Source organism: Pseudomonas sp. 1928-m (genome assembly GCF_029269135.1).
Classification (GTDB): domain Bacteria; phylum Pseudomonadota; class Gammaproteobacteria; order Pseudomonadales; family Pseudomonadaceae; genus Aquipseudomonas.
Genome location: NZ_JARIXO010000001.1, coordinates 2002280 through 2019653, shown reverse-complemented (window position 1 = coordinate 2019653; position 17374 = coordinate 2002280). Strand labels below are relative to the sequence as shown.

The following is a 17374-nucleotide window of genomic DNA, read 5'->3' as shown; positions in this document are numbered from 1 at the left end:
ATTTTATCGTGGGGGCAAGACACAAGCGGCGGGGACGCCAAGTCCATGCCCGCGATGTTTTCAGCCCGCGACCCGGCTATTTCGCGGGCATGGCCCGCCCCTACGTCAATCAGCCTGTAGCCCGGATGCAATCCGGGGAGATTTATTGCCTGCCACACTGCTCCCGGATTACATCCGGGCTACGCCGCAGCACTCTCTAACGCGTCCTGTTTAATCGGCCGCCAGCGGCGCAGCAGCATATACAGGGTCGGGATCACAAACAGGGTGAAGAAGGTGCCGACCAGCAGGCCGCCGACAATCACCATGCCGATCTGCTGGCGGCTTTCCGCCCCTGCCCCAGTGGCAATCGCCAAGGGCAGCGAACCCAGCACCATCGCCCCGGTGGTCATCAGAATCGGTCGCAGGCGCTGTACCGACGCCTCAATCACCGCACCGCGCAACTCATGGCCCTGACGCAACAGCACGTTGGCGAACTCGACGATGAGGATGCCGTGCTTGGTAATCAGGCCGATCAGCGTCACCAGGCCGATTTGCGAATAGATATTCAGGGTACCGCCGAACAACGTCAGCGCCAGCAAGGCGCCGGCCATCGACAGCGGCACGCTGAACAGGATGATCAGCGGATCGGTAAAGCTCTCGAACTGCGCTGCCAGCACCAGGAAGATAAACGCCAGGGCCAGGGCGAAGATCAGCGCAATGCCGGCGCTGGACTCCTTGAAGTCCCGCGAAGTGCCGGTGTAGTCGTACTGGGTCTCCGCCGGGAACACCGTACGCGCAGTATTTTCCAGATGCGCCAGGGCTTCGCCCAGGGTGTAGCCGGAGCCGACGTTGGCGCTTACCGTTACCGCGCGCAGCTGGTTGAAGTGGTTAAGCTCGCGCGGCGCCACGGTCTCGCGCACCTCGATCAGGTTGGACAGCTGCACCATGCTCTCATCGCGGCCACGCACATAAACGCGGTCGAGATCCTGCGGGTTGCTACGGTCCACACCCTGCAACTGCACCAGCACGTCGTACTGCTCGCCGTTCTGCTTAAAGCGCGTCACCTGGCGGCTGCCAAACAGGCTTTCCAGGCTGCGGCCGATGGTTGCCACATCAGTGCCCACCGCCACGGCCTGCTCGCGATTGACCGCAACTTTCAGCTGCGGCGCGTTGAGTTTGAGGTCGCTGTCCAGGCTTTCCAGCCCCGGATAATCACGCAGCGCGTTGAGCAACTCGTCGACATAGACCTGCAGCTCGGCGTACTCCATGGACGAGCGAATCACGAAATTCACCGGCTGGTTACGCGCACTCTGCCCGAGCGGCGGCCGGTTGACCGGGAAGGCGCGCACCCCGGCGATATCCTGCAGTTTGGGCAACAACTCGTTGCGAATCTCGAACTGGCTGCGCGAACGGTCGGCCCAGTCTTCCAGCTTCATAAAGGAAATGCCCTGGGCCACCGTAGGGAAGCCGGCGATGACCATATAGCGATTGGTCTCGGGGATGCTGGCGTAGGCGGCCTCGATCTCGCGGGCATAACGCCCGGTGTAATTGATCGTGGCGCCATCCGGGCCGTTGAACACGCCGATAATGGTGCCGGTGTCTTCGGTCGGCGCCAGCTCGGATTTAAGCCCCGAGAACAGCAGCACACAGGCCACCACGGTGAGCAACAGCACGCCCACCACCAGCACCCAGGCACTCAGCGCCTTGGCCAGCAGGTGCTTGTAGCTGTAGGTCAGCCCGTTGAGAAAGTCTTCGATCAGGTTGTACAGGCGGTTGTGCCGCTCGCCGGCCTGATGCGGCTTGAGCAACAGCGCGCACATCATCGGCGTCAGGGTCAGGGCAACAAAACCCGACACCAGCACCGCGCCGGCCAGGGTCCAGGCGAACTCGGTAAACAGCTTGCCGGTGGTGCCCTGCATAAAGCCGATGGGCGCAAATACGGCAGCCAGGGTCAGGGTCATGGCGATCACCGCAAAGGCAATCTCGCGGCTGCCCTTGAGCGCCGCCTGCAGCGGCTGCATGCCCTCCTCGATATGCCGGTGAATGTTCTCCAGCATGACGATGGCATCGTCCACCACCAGGCCGATAGCCAGCACCATGGCCAGCAGGGTCAGGGTGTTGATGGTGAAGCCCATCAACGACATCAGGGCAAACGCACCGATCAGCGACACCGGAATGGTCACCAGCGGAATGATGGTGGCGCGTAGCGAACGCAGGAAGATAAAGATGATCAGGATGACCAGCCCCACCGCTTCCCAGATAGTGACAAACACGTTATTGATCGACTCGCGAATAAACAGCGAGTTGTCGTTGGCCACCGCCATGTGCATGCCTTCGGGTAACAACTCGCGCACATCCGGCATGGCTGCCGCTAGGCCATCGGAGATGTCCAGCGGGTTGGCGGTGGCCTGCTTGATCATGCCCATCGACACCGCCGGCTGGCCTTTGTAACGGACGATACTGCGCTCGTCCTTCGCGCCGATTTCGGCATAACCAACATCCGCCAGACGCAGCAGGTAACCGCGCGAGTCATCGAGAATCAGCTGATTAAACTGCTCCGGGGTGTTCATGTCGGTTTCCGAGAGCACGGTGAATTCGCGCTGCTGCGACTCGATGCGCCCGGCAGGAATCTCGACGTTCTGCCGGCGCAGGGCGTCTTCCACGTCCTGCACGGTGAGGTTGTGCGCGGCGAGCTTTTCCGGGTCCAGCCAGATTCGCATGGCGAAGGTGCGCGCGCCGCGAATCTGTACTTCGGAAACACCGGGGATGGTCTGCAGGCGATCCTTGATCACCCGCTCCAGCACGTCGGTGATCTCCATGGCGCTGTAGCGCTCGCTGTAGAAGGCGATCCAGATTACCGGCTGGGCGTCGGCCTCAACCTTCTGCACGATGGGCTCGGCGATTTCATCCGGCAGCAAACCGCGCACGCGGCCCAGGCGGTCGCGCACATCGTTGGCGGCTTCATCGGAGTTGCTGCCCAGGCGAAACTGCGCGGTGATCTGGGTGTTTTCCGAGCGGCTGATGGAGCTGACGAAATCCAGCCCATCGATGCCCGACAGCACATCTTCAATCGGCTGGGCGACCTGGGACTCCATGATTTCCGGGCTGGCGCCGGGATAAGTGACGTTGACCGTGACAATCGGCACATCGATATTCGGGTACTCGCGCACCGCCAGGCGGTCGTAGGCCATCAAACCGAGCAGCACCACAATCAGCGACAGTACGGTGGCAAATACCGGCCGGCGGATGCAGATGTCCGACAGGGTCATGGCGTTTGCTCCACCACCTTGGTGCGTACCGGCGCGCCGGCCCGAACCTTCTGCCAGCCGGAGCTGATCAGGGTTTCATCACCCAGCAGGCCTTCCAGTACCTCGACCTTGCCAGCCAGGCGCTTGCCCAGCTTGACCTCACGCAGCTCGACCTTGCCATTCACCACCAGGTTGACCAGCAGCTTGTCGCCCACCGGCATGATGGCTTCTTCGGGAATCACCAGAGCATTCGGCCGCTCGGCGAGAATCACCGAAACCCGCACGAACTGCCCAGGGCTCAAACGGCCATCGCTGTTGCTGATATGCGCGCGAATCGCCTGGCTGCGCCCGGCTTCGTCCAGGCGCGGGTTGATGGCGAAAATCTCGCCAGTGAAGCGCTCGCCCGGATAGGCATCCAGGCTGATTTCAATCACCTGCTTGAGGCGGATCTGGCTGACGGCTTTTTGCGGAATGCGGAAATCCACCTTGAGCGGGTCGAGCACTTCCAGGTTGATGATGTCCTGACCTTCGCTGAGGTAATCGCCAGGGCTGACAGCGCGCAAACCCAAGACCCCGTCGTAGGGCGCGAGGATGCGGGTCTTGTCCAGGCGTGCCTGGGACAACGCCAGGCTGGCACGCGAGGCCTGCTGCACGGCACTGGCTTCATCCAGCGCTTGAGCGTTACTGGCACCGCGCTTGAACAGCATCTGCGCGCGCTCGAAGTTCTTTTCTGCCAGGTTCAGGTTGGCCCGCGCCTGGGCAAACTCGGCGCGGGTGATCGAATCATCCAGGCTGACCAGCAGTGCACCAGCTTCGACACGCTGGCCTTCGCGAAAATGCAGCTGCGCCACTCGCCCAGCGATTTCCGGGCGGATCATCACCGACTCGTCGGGGCGTAGTGAACCGAAGGTCACCAGCTCGTCACGCACCAGGCTTCGCTCAGCCTTGACCACCTCAACCAGCGGCCCTTCATTGGCGTGCGCTTGCACAGTGACAAGCGAGCACAACAAAAAGACTGTTCCGAGAAGAGCAGGCGCGCGGGCAAACATATACAACCCCTAATTCTTTGTAGAGGCTGAGTCTAACGGCCGAGCCGCGCAGATCAGCCGTTAAAAATGTTTCCCGATGTTGGTTACCGGCTACTGACGCATGCCCCGGCCACTGACCAGCAAACGAATGCACACGCCATAGAGCACGGCGGTGGCAACCAGCATAAAGCCGATGGCCACACCGATGCGGATATCGGAAACGCCGAGAATGCCATAACGGAAGGCGTTGACCATATGCAGCACCGGGTTGGCCAGCGACACCGTCTGCCAGAACTGCGGCAGCAGGCTGATCGAGTAGAACACCCCGCCCAGGTAGGTCAAAGGCGTCAGCACAAAGGTCGGGATGATCGAAATATCATCGAAGTTGCGCGCATACACCGCGTTGATAAAACCGCCAAGGGAGAAAATCGTCGCGGTCAGCAGCACCACCAGCACCGTCACACCGAGGTGATGCACCTGCAAGTGAGTGAAGAACAACGACAGCAGCGTGACGATAAAACCCACCGCCAGGCCGCGCAGCACCCCGCCGACCACATAGCCGGTGAGGATGATATGCGGCGACACCGGCGAGACCATCAGCTCCTCGATGGAGCGCTGGAACTTGCTGCCAAAGAAGCTTGATACCACGTTGCCGTAGGAGTTGGTGATCACCGACATCATGATCAGCCCCGGCACGATGTACTCCATATAAGTGAAGCCACCCATATCGCCAATCTGGCTACCGATCAGATTGCCGAAGATCACGAAGTACAGAACCATGGTGATCGCTGGCGGCAGCAGAGTCTGCGGCCAGATACGGGTAAAGCGGCGGATCTCGCGGTAAACAATGGTGCGCAGCGCCACCATGTTGGCGGTGAATTCGGAGTTCAGATAAGCCGTGCTCATACCGCCACCTTCGCCAGGTTCTTCTCGACCAGGGAGACAAACAGCTCTTCCAGGCGATTGGTTTTATTGCGCAAGCTGAGCACCTCGACATTCTGCAGAGCCAGCTGACGGAACAGCTCGGTAATGCCCTGGGCCTTGTCCACCTGCACTTCCAGGGTGTGCCCATCGAGCAATTGCGCTGGGTAGCCGATCAGTTGCGGCGCAACCAGCAGCGACTCCTTGAGGTCGAGCAGGAAGGTCTCCACATGCAGCTTCTTCAGCAGATCCTTCATGCTGGTGTTCTCAACAATCCGCCCGTGGTCGATGATGCCGATATTGCGGCAAAGCTGTTCGGCCTCTTCCAGGTAGTGGGTGGTCAGGATAATGGTGATGCCCTGCTCGTTCAGCTCGGTGAGAAAGCTCCACATCGAGCGGCGCAGTTCGATATCAACCCCAGCCGTCGGCTCATCGAGAATCAACAAACGCGGCTGATGCACCAGGGCGCGGGCAATCATCAGGCGGCGCTTCATGCCGCCGGACAGTTCACGCGACGGCACGTTGTGCTTGCCCCACAGGCCGAGCTGGTTGAGGTACTGCTCGGCGCGCTCCTTGGCGATTTTCGCTGGGATACCGTAGTAACCGGCCTGGGTCACGACGATGTCGAAGGCTTTCTCGAACTGGTTGAAGTTGAACTCCTGCGGCACCACGCCCAGGCAGCGCTTGAGCGCCGAGGGCTGCTTATCCAGGTCGTGACCGAACACATTTACCGTGCCGCTGCTTTTGGTGACGAGGGTGGAAAGAATGCCGATGGTGGTGGATTTGCCGGCACCGTTGGGGCCGAGCAAGGCGAAGAAATCGCCTTCAGCCACGTCCAGGTCGATGCCATGCAGCGCCTGGAAGCCGTTGCCATAGGTCTTGGTCAACTGGCGAATGGACAGAGCAGTACTCATAAAAATGCGCACACCTGATCAGATAAAAAGAAATTCGAGATGGGCTGCGCCACGCAGCGCGAAGTGGCCCAAGTCTAGCGCCTGGAACCTCGCCACCACAGTATCTTTGCGCAAAACTGCCGCCCCCACGGCTGGGCAGCAGCCTACCAGCGCCAGGCGCAGATTAAACCCGGCAGTTTCCGATGGTGCTTATCAGCCCTGTCGATACATCAGCCGGGCACGGCCTCGGCGGCGAAGTCGCCACTGAGCGATAGCGCCTCCTCGGCAAACAGATGCGGGTAGCAAGCGGCCAGATGGCCGAAGAACAGCTGCTCCGGCACGTCGGCAAATTGGCCGTGGTCGTGCAGGTATTCCATATAACGCTCGCCCTGCTGGTTGAACGGGTGAAATACGCTGTCGCTCAGGCCATCGAACTCCAGTGGCGCCACCTTGAATACCCGGCACAGCGCCAGGTTGAACGCCGGCGTGGCCTTGACCCAGCGGCCCTCAAGGTACAACTCGGTGTAGCCGTGCATGGCGAATACTTCGCTGCGCAGCATCTCCAGCAGCCGTGGTGTGGCCAGATGGTTGCGCACATCGGCCAGGCCGATACGCGCCGGGATGCCGCAATGGCGGGCGCAGGCGGCGAGCAAAGTAGCCTTTGGCACGCAGTAGCTCTCGCCCGCCTGCAATGCGTGGCTGGCCTTCAACGTGTCGGCGTCGCGGCTGAAGACATAGGGGTTGTAGCGAATTTCATCGCGCACCGCGTAGTACAGCTTGATGGCCTGCTCACGCGGCTCGCGACTGGCCCCGCGAAACTTTTCTGCGAACTCCACCAGCGCTGGGTGGTCACTATCGATGAAGCGGCCGGGCTCGAGGTATTCACGCATCAGGGTTTCTCATGATTGAAAGCCAATGACTGAGAAACCAGTCTAACGATGCGAGTCCGGCCAATGTCACGACGATTCGGCCAAGCTCACCGCTCTTGTCGCCATCAATGACGACTACGCTCGTGATGGTGCGTACAAACGCATTGTCATCATGGAGGATTCTGCATGCTCGCTCTCTGGTTACTCGCCCTGCTGCTTGGCACGGCCTTTCTCGCTCACCGCCGTACCGCGCCCCTGCCCGCCCTAGGCATAGTGGCTGGCCTGCTGATTCTGATGGGCGTGTTCAGCCATGCACCGGTCTGGCTGATGGGCCTGTTCTGGTTGCTACTGCTAGCAGTGGCCTTGCCTCTGCTACTGCCCGAGCAACGCCGTAGCCTGTTCACTGCACCGCTTTTTACCTGGTTCAAGCGCGTGCTGCCGCCGATGTCGGCAACCGAACGCGACGCCATCGAAGCCGGCACGGTGTGGTGGGATGGCGAGTTGTTCAGCGGCCGCCCGGATTGGGACACCCTGCTCGCCTACCCCAAGGCGCAGCTCACCGAAGAAGAACAGGCGTTTATCGACGGCCCCACCGAAGCACTCTGCGCCATGGTCAGCGATTGGCAGATTGGCCAGCAGATGGACCTGCCTGTCGAGGCCTGGGCACATATCAAGAGCCATGGCTTCTTCGCCCTGATCATCCCCAAGCAATACGGCGGCAAGGGCTTTTCTGCCTATGCCCACTCCCAGGTGGCAATGAAGCTGGCCACCCGCTCAGGCGATCTGGCCTCCACCGTGATGGTGCCCAACTCTCTCGGCCCGGCCGAACTGCTGCTGCACTACGGCACCGACGCCCAGCGTGACCATTACCTGCCGCGCCTGGCGCGCGGTGAAGACATCCCCTGCTTCGCCCTCACCGGCCCCCTGGCGGGCTCCGACGCTGGCGCCATGCCGGACACCGGGATCATCTGCAAAGGCCAGTGGCAAGGTGAGGAAGTGATCGGCCTGCGCCTGAACTGGGAAAAGCGCTACATCACCCTCGGCCCGGTCGCCACCCTGCTCGGCCTGGCCTTTAAGGCTTACGATCCTGAGCATCTGCTGGGTGAAGAGGAAGACCTCGGCATCAGCCTGGCTCTGGTGCCCACCGACACGCCCGGCGTCGAAATCGGCCGCCGCCATCTGCCCCTCGGCGCCGCCTTTATGAACGGCCCGAACTCCGGCAAGGATGTGTTTATCCCGCTGGACTACCTGATCGGCGGCGAAGAAATGCTCGGCAAGGGCTGGATGATGCTGATGAACTGCCTGTCCGTGGGCCGCTCGATCTCCCTGCCGGCAGTCGGTACCGGCGCGGCCAAGTTCACCAGCCTGACCACCGGCCAATACAGCCAGGTCCGCGAGCAGTTCAACGTGCCGCTGTCCGCCTTCGAAGGCATTCAGGAAGCCCTGGCCCGCATCGGCGGCAACGCCTGGCTGATGGACAGCGCACGCATCCTCACCGCCAACGCGGTGGATCTGGGCGAGAAACCCTCGGTGCTCTCGGCCATCCTCAAGTATCACCTGACCGAACGCGGCCGCGAATGCATCAGCCACGCCATGGACGTGCACGGCGGTAAGGGTATCGTCATGGGCCCGAACAACTACCTGGCGCGCTCCTGGCAAGGTGCGCCGATCTTTATCACCGTGGAGGGGGCCAATATCCTCTCGCGCAACCTGATGATCTTCGGCCAGGGCGCGATTCGCTGCCACCCCTATGTACTCAAGGAAATGGCCCTGGCCGGTCGCGAAGACCAGGACCAGGCACTGCAGGAATTCGATGAGCTGCTGCTGCAACATATCGGTTTTGCCGTCAGCAACGCCGCCAGCAGCCTGCTGCTCAGCCTCGGCTTTGGCGTCTTCAGCCAGATGCCCGGCGACCGCATCAGCCGTCCTTACTTTCGCGCCCTCAACCGGCTGGCAGCGTCCTTCGCCCTGCTCGCAGACACCAGCATGATGCTGCTCGGCGGCGAACTGAAACGCCGCGAACGCCTCTCAGCGCGTCTCGGTGACGTGCTCAGCCACCTGTACCTGGCCTCGGCGGCGCTCAAGCGCTACCACGACCTCGGTTACCCGGACCATTCGCAGCCCATGTTGCGCTGGGCCGTGGAGGAAAGCCTGGGCAAGGCCGAACAAGCACTGGAAGAGCTGCTCAGCAACTTCCCCAGCAAACTGCTCGGCTGCGCCCTGCGTTTGCTGGTATTGCCGCTGGGCCGCCGTCACAAAGGCCCAAGCGATGAACTGGACGCCGAAGTGGCCGGTATTATCGGCCGTAACAGCGGTGACCCGGCGCTGGAGGAACTGCTCGAAGGCTGCTACCGCCCACAAGCCGAACAGGACCCGGTGGGCGCCCTGCAATACGCGATGAACCTGCTGCAGGACGTACAGGGTCTGCAGAAGAAACTGTACAAGGCCGTCAAAGCCGGCCAGGTCCAGGAACTGCCAGGGCAAAGCCTGATCGATGCAGCGCTGGCTGCTGGGGTTCTCAATGCCGAAGAGGCACACAGCCTGCAGCAAGCCGAAGCCGCGCGCCGGGTGGTGATCGATGTCGACGACTTTGCCAAGGAGGAACTGACCTTGGGTGCGGGTAAAGTCCGCTAAACCGACAGGACAGCGGGCGACGCGAGCCTTATACTTGCGCGCCCGTTTTACCTACAGGATTGCCCCATGGCCAACACCCACATCGACCATCACCTCGCCCTGCTGCAGCACCTGCGCACCATCCTGGTCGCCCTGGGCGAAGCCGAGCAGATTCTCGATGACAGCCACGCCATGTACCTGGAGCGCTATGACGAATTGCTCAGCGACCTGCCGAGCGATCCGGAAGCCAGCCTCTACCTGGGCCAGGACCTGATCAGCCAGATCTTCCAGCGCTACCCGCAAATCGCCCACCTGGTGCCGCGCGACCTGCTGTGGTTCTTCGGTGGTGACTGCCTGCACTTTATGCCGGACGAAGAAATCGAGATGTACCAAACCCTCGAAGAGCGCCGCTTCTACGCCGAAGAAAACGACGAACCCTTCGACTGGAACCAGGAAAAGCAGCTGCTGGCCATGCCCGCTCAGGGCGGCACACACTAAACCTCAGCCAGAAACAAAAAAGCCCGCACGGCATAACCGGCGGGCTTTTTTTGTAGGCAATAAAAACAGCAGAAACAAAAACGCCGCTCAGTGAGCGGCGTTTTCGTTTATTTGGAGCGGGAAACGAGACTCGAACTCGCGACCCCGACCTTGGCAAGGTCGTGCTCTACCAACTGAGCTATTCCCGCAATACAGCTTGGTACTAAAAATGGCGTCCCCTAGGGGACTCGAACCCCTGTTACCGCCGTGAAAGGGCGGTGTCCTAGGCCACTAGACGAAGGGGACCTTGGAACTTGTCGGCTACCTGCCTAAGCAGATCACCTGAATCTGGAGCGGGAAACGAGACTCGAACTCGCGACCCCGACCTTGGCAAGGTCGTGCTCTACCAACTGAGCTATTCCCGCATACAACTTGGTTTTTTGCAGCACACTTCATTAAGAAGTGGCGTCCCCTAGGGGACTCGAACCCCTGTTACCGCCGTGAAAGGGCGGTGTCCTAGGCCACTAGACGAAGGGGACGCAGCCCGGAAACTACAACTTCTATCCGGCTTCTACACGTTTTGCCGTGAGGCATTGCGCTACGAAGTGGCGCGCATTCTATGGAGCCTTGCAAGGCCCGTCAACCTCTGTGTAAAAATTTTTATAAATCAAAGACTTCAGCTCCGAATGTGAGGCAGCCCTATCAGCCTCCCGGCTAAGGCACTACACTCGGACGAAAAACCGGTGATCGAGAGGCTGCACCCATGTCCCCACTCGTGATTACCATATTGATTGTTTCTGGCATCGTCGTTTTGATCGCCATTGCCTACATCAATCATATGGTCGAGAACAACAAACTGGAGAAGGCGCGCATCAAGGCCGACCTGAATGATCGCCTGCGCCGCTGCACGGACCTCGCCGAAGCCCTCCCCGGCCAACTGATGACGCCAGCACTGAAGCTGATGCTCAGCCGCCTGCAGTTGCACTTCAGTGAACGCATGCTGCCGCTGGACAAGGGCAATAACGCCCTCAAGGCGCGCATTGAAGAGCTGCGCAAACTGATCGCCCAGGGCGAGTCGATTGCCGTAAACAACCCGCCGCAACCCATCCTCAATGAAGCCAAGGCCAAGGAAGTACGCTTCCAGCTGGAAAACCTCCACGGCCAGCTGACCCGCTGCGCCAAAGACGGGATTATCCCGACCAACGAGGCCAAGCATTGGCTGAAAGAAGTGCGCCATATGCTGACCCAGGTGCATATCGAGTTTTTCGGCAACCTCGGCCAACAGGCCCTGCAGCAAAACCAGCCAGGCCAGGCACGCCTGGCATTCGAGCGCGGCGTGCAGTACCTGCGCAAACAACCTGATCCAGCGCCGTACCAGAACGCCCTGAAGAAATTCGAAGAACAACTGGCGCGCGCCAATGCCATGGTTCTGGAAAGCAACAAGCCGACCACTGATCAAGCCAGCGAACTGGATGCCGGCCTGGAGTCGCTCGGCGGCGATGACGAATGGAAGAAGAAGAACATCTACGACTAACCCCTCCAGCGCGCAGCGTGCGCGCTACCGCCCTGCCCACGAGTGCCGCACATGAGCCTGACCGTATACGGTGCCCCGCTGTCGCCCTTCGTCCGTAAAGTCCGTCTGTTTCTGGCTGAAAAGAACCTGGACTACCAGCTGGAAATCATCCTGCCGTTCGGCCAGCCAGCCTGGTACCGCGAGCTAAGCCCACTCGGGCGGATTCCTGCCATGAAAGATGGCGATTTCACCCTCGCCGACTCCAGCGTGATCTGCCAGTACCTGGACGACAAGCATCCAGATCGCCCTAGTCTGCTGGGCCAGAACGCCGAACAACGCGCGCAGGTGCGCTGGCTGGAGAAGTACGCCGACTATGAGCTGGCTCCGCTGTGCACCTTCAGCGTGTTTCGCAACCGCGCACTGAAACCCAGCATGGGCCAGAGCTGCGACGAAGCAGTCGTACAAAAAGCTCTGCAGGAAAAGCTACCCGCGCATTTCGACTACCTGGAACAGACCCTTGGTTCAGCTGCATACCTGGTCGGCGATAGCCTAACCCTGGCCGACCTGGCCCTGGCCTGCCAACTGATCAATATGCAGCACGGCGATGAGCAACTGGACGCACAGCGCTGGCCCAACCTGAGTGCGCACTATGCGCGAATCACTGCACGCGACTCGGTGCAGGGGGTATTGCCAGGCGAGCTGAAGATGCTCGCCAAGATGGCCGCCAAAGCCTAAGCAATCGCTAACCACCCAACAAACAGCCCGGCGATTGCCGCAAGGCTGCTCACTTAAGTGGAGCAGTTTTCCGATCCACTGAGGCCGGGCTTGAAGTCTTGGGCAGTGGTTCAGGCCGTAGGATGGGTGCTAACCCATCAGCCAATTGATGGGTTATCACCCATCCTACGGTCCTTTAACACAAAAAATGCCGCTTCCCTGGCAAGGGAGAAGCGGCATTTTTCTTATGTGAACAGCATTACCGCGATTGTCAGATTTTTTGCTTGGCCTTGAAGGCTGTCTCAGCAATCGGTCAGTTCGACAAACACCGCGACCAGCCGCTCGATACCGGCCTGATCCGCCGCACTAAAGCGCGCCAGTGACGGACTGTCGAGATCGAGCACACCAAGCAAGCGGCCGCCCTTGAACAACGGCACCACCAGTTCGCTATTGGACGCGCTGTCGCAGGCGATATGCCCGGCAAAGGCATGTACATCCTCAACGCGCTGGGTCTGCCCAGTGGCCGCTGCGGCGCCGCATACGCCACGCCCAAAGGGAATCCGCACGCAGGCCACTTTGCCCTGGAACGGCCCTAGCACCAGCTCCTCACCACGGGCCAGGTAGAAACCCGCCCAGTTCAGGTCGCTCAGTTCCTGAAACAGAAACGCCGAAAACTGCGCCGCATTGGCAATAAAATCGCGCTCCCCGGCCAGCAGTGCCTGCAGCTGCGCCACCAGTAAGGGGTAGCCATCGAGCCCCTGCCCGCTCTGTTGTAGATCAATCATCGTGCTTACTCAGTAATTGCAGGCCCACCCAGTCACGGGCGAATTGATAGGCGCAGCGGCCGTTGCGGTTACCGCGACCCAAGGCCCAGCGTATGGCCGCTTTTTCCAGTTCGTCATGCCATTGCCAAGCCAAACCGGCCCGGCATGTACCTCGACCCAGTGCCTGACCACGTCGAGGAAGTGTTCCTGGGTGAATGGATAGAACGACAGCCACAGGCCGAAGCGGTCGGACAGCGCAATTTTGTCTTCCACCGCCTCGTTGGGGTGCAGCTCGCCATCGACTCGCTGCCAGTTTTCGTTAGCGCTCTGCTTTTCCGGCAGCAGATGGCGGCGATTGGAGGTGGCATACAGCAGCACATTGTCCGGTGCACGCTCCAGGGAGCCGTCGAGCACGGTTTTCAGCATGCGGTAGTCACCCTCGCCGGCCTCGAACGACAGGTCATCGCAAAACAGCACAAAGCGCTGCGGTAGCTCGCTCAGCTGTTCGACGATGCGCGGCAGATCGGCCAGATGATCACGTTCGATCTCAACCAGGCGCAATCCCGCCGCCGCATGTTCGGCCAGCAGAGCACGCACCAAGGATGATTTACCCGTACCGCGCGCGCCCCAGAGCAAGGCGTGGTTGGCCGGCAGGCCCTGAATAAACTGCTGAGTATTGCGCGCCAACTGAGCACGCTGGCGATCCACGCCGATCAGATCAGCCAGCCCCACATCCAGACTGACCTTGAGCGGGGCGAGAAAGCCGCTGCGACCATCACGCTGCCAACGGGCCGCCAGGCTCTGCTGCCAGTCGATAACCGGGCGCTGGGCTGGTAGTAATGGCTCCAGGCGTGCCAATACAGCCTCGGCGCGCAACAAAAAATCACTTAAACGCGAATCCACAACACACTCCAGGGTTTTCGGGCCGTTCTACCACTGCCGTCCGGCAAAACAGATGGGCTATGCTTGGCAGGCGATTCAACACGAGAACAACCGGCCCATATGGATATAGCGCTAACCCAACGCCTGTCATTCAAACAGGCCGGCTTGACCGTATTGGTAGCCTTTATCCTCGGCACGGCGCTCAGCTTTATTCAAGTGGGCATCGATTATGCCAGCGAAGATGCCTCCATCAACCGCGAGATTAACGCGCTGATGGAAATCAGCCACAACCCGGCTGCGCGCATCGCCTATAACATCGACGCCGAGCTGGCCCAGGAACTGGTGCTCGGCCTGCTGCGTTCACCAGCGGTGATCAGCGCACAGATCATCGACAACAACCAGCTGACCCTGGCCAGCGTCAGCCGTCCGGCTCTGGAAAGTCGCTACCGGGTGCTCAGCGACTTTATGTTCGGCAAACGCCGGCACTTCGAAACCGCGCTGTTCGTCAGCCACTCGCCCAGCGAAGCGCTCGGCAAACTGAGCCTGGAAGTCGACACCTACGCCTTTGGCAGCCACTTTCTCAATCGCTCGCTGCTGACCCTGCTCACCGGCTTCGCCCGCAGCCTGCTGCTGTCGCTGATCCTGCTGGTGATGTTCTATTTCATGCTGACCAAGCCGCTGACCGGCTTTATTCGCGCCCTAAGCGAACGCGACCTGCGCAGCCCCAACAACGCCAAACTGCCCTACCCGCCCAACCATGAACGCGACGAGATCGGCGTGCTGGTCGATGTGACCAACCGCCAACTGAGCAGCATCGCCAGCGAGATCGAGCAGCGCCAGCAAGCCGAAGCCCGCCTGACCCGCTACCTGGCCGAACTGGAAGACATGGTCTCGGCGCGCACCGAGCAACTGGAGGCCGCCAACAGCCGCTTGCTCGACTCCAACCGTGAGCTGGAGCAAGCCAAACGCACAGCGCTGGACATGGCCCAAGCGCGTTCGGCTTTCCTGGCCAATATGAGCCACGAGATTCGCACCCCGCTCAACGGCCTGCTGGGCATGCTTGCGCTGTCGCTGGACGGCCCACTGAATAACGAACAGCGCCAACAGCTGTCGATTGCCCACGACTCCGGCAAGGTGCTGGTCGAGCTGCTTAACGACATTCTCGACCTGTCGAAATTCGAGGCCGGACAGTTGGAGCTGGAGCAGATCCCCTTCGACCTCGGCAGCATGGTCGAAGACACAGCCAACCTGCTGTCGCAAAACGCCGCACCCGGCGTCGAACTGACCAGCCTGATTGATCCACAACTACCGAACCAGCTGCTCGGCGACCCGACGCGGGTCAGGCAGATTGTCAGCAACCTGCTGTCCAACGCTTTGAAATTCACCCGCTTTGGCCGCGTCGATATCAGCGTCAGTGCCCAGGCCGGCGGCGTCAGGATCATCGTGCGTGATACCGGCATCGGCATTGCCGAAGACGCCCAGGCGCGAATCTTCCATCCATTTGCCCAGGCTGGGGTTGGCATCACCCGGCAATTTGGTGGCACCGGCCTGGGCCTGGCCCTAACGCGCCGCCTCTGCGAAGCCATGCACGGCCAACTGAGCCTGGAGACACGGGAAGGTTTCGGCAGCACCTTCTGCGTCGACCTGCCGCTGCCCGGCCAGACCAACGCTAAGCAGCTGCCCTTGTTGCACGGACGCATCATCGGGCTCAGCCCAGCAAGCTCCGGGCTCAGCGAACAGCTAGCAAGCCTGCTGCCGAGCTGGGGCCTGCAGTATCAACACCTGGACGCCGATGCCGCGCTGGGCACGCTTGATGCGGACCTGCTGATAAGCGATTGCCCGCAGCGTTTGAATGAGCTGCGTACGCTCTGCAACCTGCCGATTCTGCTGGTCAGCGCCTATGGCAACTTTCTCAGCAGCGAGCAGGTGGAAAAACTTTCGCCTATCGAACAACTGGCCCGGCCGCTGTCACGCCAAGCGCTGTTGCAAGCCTTGCGCCGCACCCTTGGCCAGGACGAGACGCATGCAGCCGAGCAACACAGCGAGCCGCAACGCAACCGCCAGGCGCGCGTACTGCTGGTGGAAGACAACCCGGTCAACCAGTTGGTAGCCAAAGGCATGCTGGGCAAGCTCGGCTGCGAGGTGCTACTGGCCAATCACGGCGGCGAAGCCCTGAGCCTGTTGGAGACCCAGGCGGTCGATCTGATTCTGATGGACTGCAATATGCCGGTCATGGATGGCTATGAAACCACCCGGCGGATTCGCCAGAAAGCCGAATTCGCCGAGCTGCCGATCATCGCCCTGACGGCCAACGCACTGTCCGATGAACGCGAGCGCTGCCGCGCTGCGGGAATGGACGACTACCTGGCCAAGCCCTTCCGCAAGGATGAGCTGGCGGCTCTGCTTGATCAGTGGTTAAGCGCCATAAACTGATCAAGCAGCACACCGACCTGGCTACGCAACGCAGTGACCTGATCGAGATCGATGCCGCGCTCACAGAGCAGCTGGCTTTTCAGCGGCAACACCTGCTCGCGCAAGGCGCAGCCGGCCGGGGTCAACGCCAGATGCACCTCACGCTCATCACTGGCCGAACGCTTGCGCTGCAGCAGACCTTGCTGCTCCAGGCGCTTGAGCAGTGGGGTCAGCGTGCCGGAGTCGAGCAACAAGCGCTCACCCAGGGCCTTGACCGTCGGCAAGGCCGGCGGTTGCTGCTGCCACTCCCACAGCACCAGCATGGCCAGGTACTGCGGGTAGGTCAGGCCGAGCTGATCGAGCATCGGCTTGTAGGCGCGGATCACCGCCCGTGAAGCGGCGTAGAGCTTGAAACACAGCTGGTTGTCCAGCTGCAGCCCGTCATCCGCGTGCAAGCTGGCCTGGGTCATTTCAGCAGTGCTTCGATCTCTGCAGTCAGGTCTTCAGGCTTGGTGGTCGGGGCAAAACGCTTGATCACCGTGCCGTCGGCGCTGAGCAGAAACTTGGTGAAGTTCCACTTGATGCCCTGGCTACCGAGCAGGCCTGGCGCGCTCTTCTTCAGGTTGACGAACAGCGGATGGGCATCGCTGCCGTTCACATCAACCTTCTTGAACAGCGGGAAGCTCACGCCGAAGTTCAGCTCGCAGAACTCGCTGATCGCACCCTCATCACCTGGCTCCTGCTTACCGAACTGGTTGCAGGGGAAGCCCAGCACCACCAGACCTTGGTCCTTGTACTGCTGCCAGACGTTTTCCAAGCCTTTGTACTGCGGGGTGAAGCCGCACTTGCTGGCGGTGTTGACCACCAGCACCGCCTTGCCGCCGAAATCGGCCAGGGTCTTCTGCTCGCCCTTGATGGTGGTAACCGGAATATCGAAAAGTGCGTTGCTCATGCTGGTCATCCTGATAAGTGGGAATGGACGCAAGATAGCGAGCAATTAAATTGCATGCAATTTAATTAAACCAAGATAAGGCCCGCTAATGCAGGCCTATGCAATGGCA

General features: G+C 60.8%; 13 protein-coding genes, 4 tRNA genes and 1 pseudogene. 5 read left to right on the top strand and 13 right to left on the bottom strand.

The genetic code is table 11. The features are described 5' to 3' along the window. Positions 1 to 179: 179 nt before the first annotated feature. The 5 genes from P3C18_RS09145 to P3C18_RS09125 all read right to left on the bottom strand — a co-directional run bounded on the left by P3C18_RS09145 (position 180) and on the right by P3C18_RS09125 (position 6959). The gene (locus P3C18_RS09145) at positions 180 to 3248 is read right to left on the bottom strand and encodes an efflux RND transporter permease subunit (protein WP_275961488.1); all 3069 of its coding nucleotides are present in this window, start codon (positions 3246 to 3248) and stop codon (positions 180 to 182) included. Continuing rightward, positions 3245 to 4276 carry an efflux RND transporter periplasmic adaptor subunit gene (locus P3C18_RS09140; protein ID WP_346015626.1) on the bottom strand — a complete coding sequence of 344 codons (1032 nt, stop codon included), beginning with the start codon at positions 4274 to 4276 and terminating at the stop codon, positions 3245 to 3247. The genes P3C18_RS09145 and P3C18_RS09140 overlap by 4 nt, the downstream gene beginning before the upstream one ends. A gap of 90 nt (positions 4277 to 4366) precedes the next feature. Beyond that, positions 4367 to 5146, bottom strand: a complete 780-nt coding sequence (locus P3C18_RS09135; RefSeq protein WP_275961615.1) for an ABC transporter permease — start codon at positions 5144 to 5146, stop codon at positions 4367 to 4369. An 11-nt stretch (positions 5147 to 5157) separates the two neighbouring features. Then, positions 5158 to 6090, bottom strand: a complete 933-nt coding sequence (locus tag P3C18_RS09130) for an ABC transporter ATP-binding protein (protein WP_275961486.1) — start codon at positions 6088 to 6090, stop codon at positions 5158 to 5160. Between the two features lie 209 nt (positions 6091 to 6299). After that, positions 6300 to 6959, bottom strand: coding sequence for a transglutaminase family protein (locus tag P3C18_RS09125; RefSeq protein WP_275961485.1), 660 nt, complete (start codon positions 6957 to 6959; stop codon positions 6300 to 6302). 165 nt (positions 6960 to 7124) lie between these two features. Between P3C18_RS09125 and P3C18_RS09120 the strand changes: the two genes are divergently transcribed. Continuing rightward, a complete protein-coding gene (locus tag P3C18_RS09120) occupies positions 7125 to 9572 on the top strand; it encodes an acyl-CoA dehydrogenase (RefSeq protein WP_275961484.1) in 2448 nt (815 codons plus the stop codon). Between the two features lie 66 nt (positions 9573 to 9638). Further along, complete coding sequence (locus tag P3C18_RS09115; RefSeq protein ID WP_275961483.1) at positions 9639 to 10049, top strand: PA2817 family protein; 411 nt, start codon at positions 9639 to 9641, stop codon at positions 10047 to 10049. A gap of 112 nt (positions 10050 to 10161) precedes the next feature. Here P3C18_RS09115 and P3C18_RS09110 read toward each other — a convergent pair. The 4 genes from P3C18_RS09110 to P3C18_RS09095 all read right to left on the bottom strand — a co-directional run bounded on the left by P3C18_RS09110 (position 10162) and on the right by P3C18_RS09095 (position 10567). After that, positions 10162 to 10237, bottom strand: a tRNA-Gly gene (locus P3C18_RS09110). A gap of 21 nt (positions 10238 to 10258) precedes the next feature. Further along, positions 10259 to 10334 (bottom strand) — tRNA-Glu (locus tag P3C18_RS09105). A gap of 43 nt (positions 10335 to 10377) precedes the next feature. Next, positions 10378 to 10453: transfer RNA gene (locus tag P3C18_RS09100), tRNA-Gly, on the bottom strand. Between the two features lie 38 nt (positions 10454 to 10491). After that, positions 10492 to 10567, bottom strand: a tRNA-Glu gene (locus tag P3C18_RS09095). Between the two features lie 224 nt (positions 10568 to 10791). Here P3C18_RS09095 and P3C18_RS09090 point away from each other — a divergent pair. Beyond that, complete coding sequence (locus P3C18_RS09090; RefSeq protein ID WP_275961482.1) at positions 10792 to 11562, top strand: hypothetical protein; 771 nt, start codon at positions 10792 to 10794, stop codon at positions 11560 to 11562. Between the two features lie 51 nt (positions 11563 to 11613). Beyond that, positions 11614 to 12276 carry a glutathione S-transferase family protein gene (locus P3C18_RS09085; RefSeq protein WP_275961481.1) on the top strand — a complete coding sequence of 221 codons (663 nt, stop codon included), beginning with the start codon at positions 11614 to 11616 and terminating at the stop codon, positions 12274 to 12276. 281 nt (positions 12277 to 12557) lie between these two features. Here P3C18_RS09085 and P3C18_RS09080 read toward each other — a convergent pair whose 3' ends face one another. Both P3C18_RS09080 and P3C18_RS09075 read right to left on the bottom strand, forming a co-directional pair. Continuing rightward, entirely contained in the window at positions 12558 to 13040 is a 483-nt protein-coding gene (locus P3C18_RS09080) for a GAF domain-containing protein (protein ID WP_275961480.1), read from the bottom strand. Continuing rightward, positions 13033 to 13922 (bottom strand): annotated as a pseudogene (locus P3C18_RS09075) (ATP-binding protein). The gene P3C18_RS09080 and the pseudogene P3C18_RS09075 overlap by 8 nt, the downstream one beginning before the upstream one ends. A 99-nt stretch (positions 13923 to 14021) precedes the next feature. Here P3C18_RS09075 and P3C18_RS09070 point away from each other — a divergent pair. Beyond that, entirely contained in the window at positions 14022 to 16334 is a 2313-nt protein-coding gene (locus tag P3C18_RS09070) for a response regulator (RefSeq protein ID WP_275961479.1), read from the top strand. Here the strand turns inward: P3C18_RS09070 and P3C18_RS09065 are convergent. Continuing rightward, complete coding sequence (locus tag P3C18_RS09065) at positions 16310 to 16783, bottom strand: MarR family transcriptional regulator (RefSeq protein ID WP_275961478.1); 474 nt, start codon at positions 16781 to 16783, stop codon at positions 16310 to 16312. The two genes, P3C18_RS09070 and P3C18_RS09065, sit on opposite strands and share 25 nt — an antisense overlap. Beyond that, positions 16780 to 17265, bottom strand: coding sequence for a glutathione peroxidase (locus P3C18_RS09060; RefSeq protein ID WP_090387165.1), 486 nt, complete (start codon positions 17263 to 17265; stop codon positions 16780 to 16782). The genes P3C18_RS09065 and P3C18_RS09060 overlap by 4 nt, the downstream gene beginning before the upstream one ends. Between the last annotated feature and the right edge of the window lie 109 nt (positions 17266 to 17374).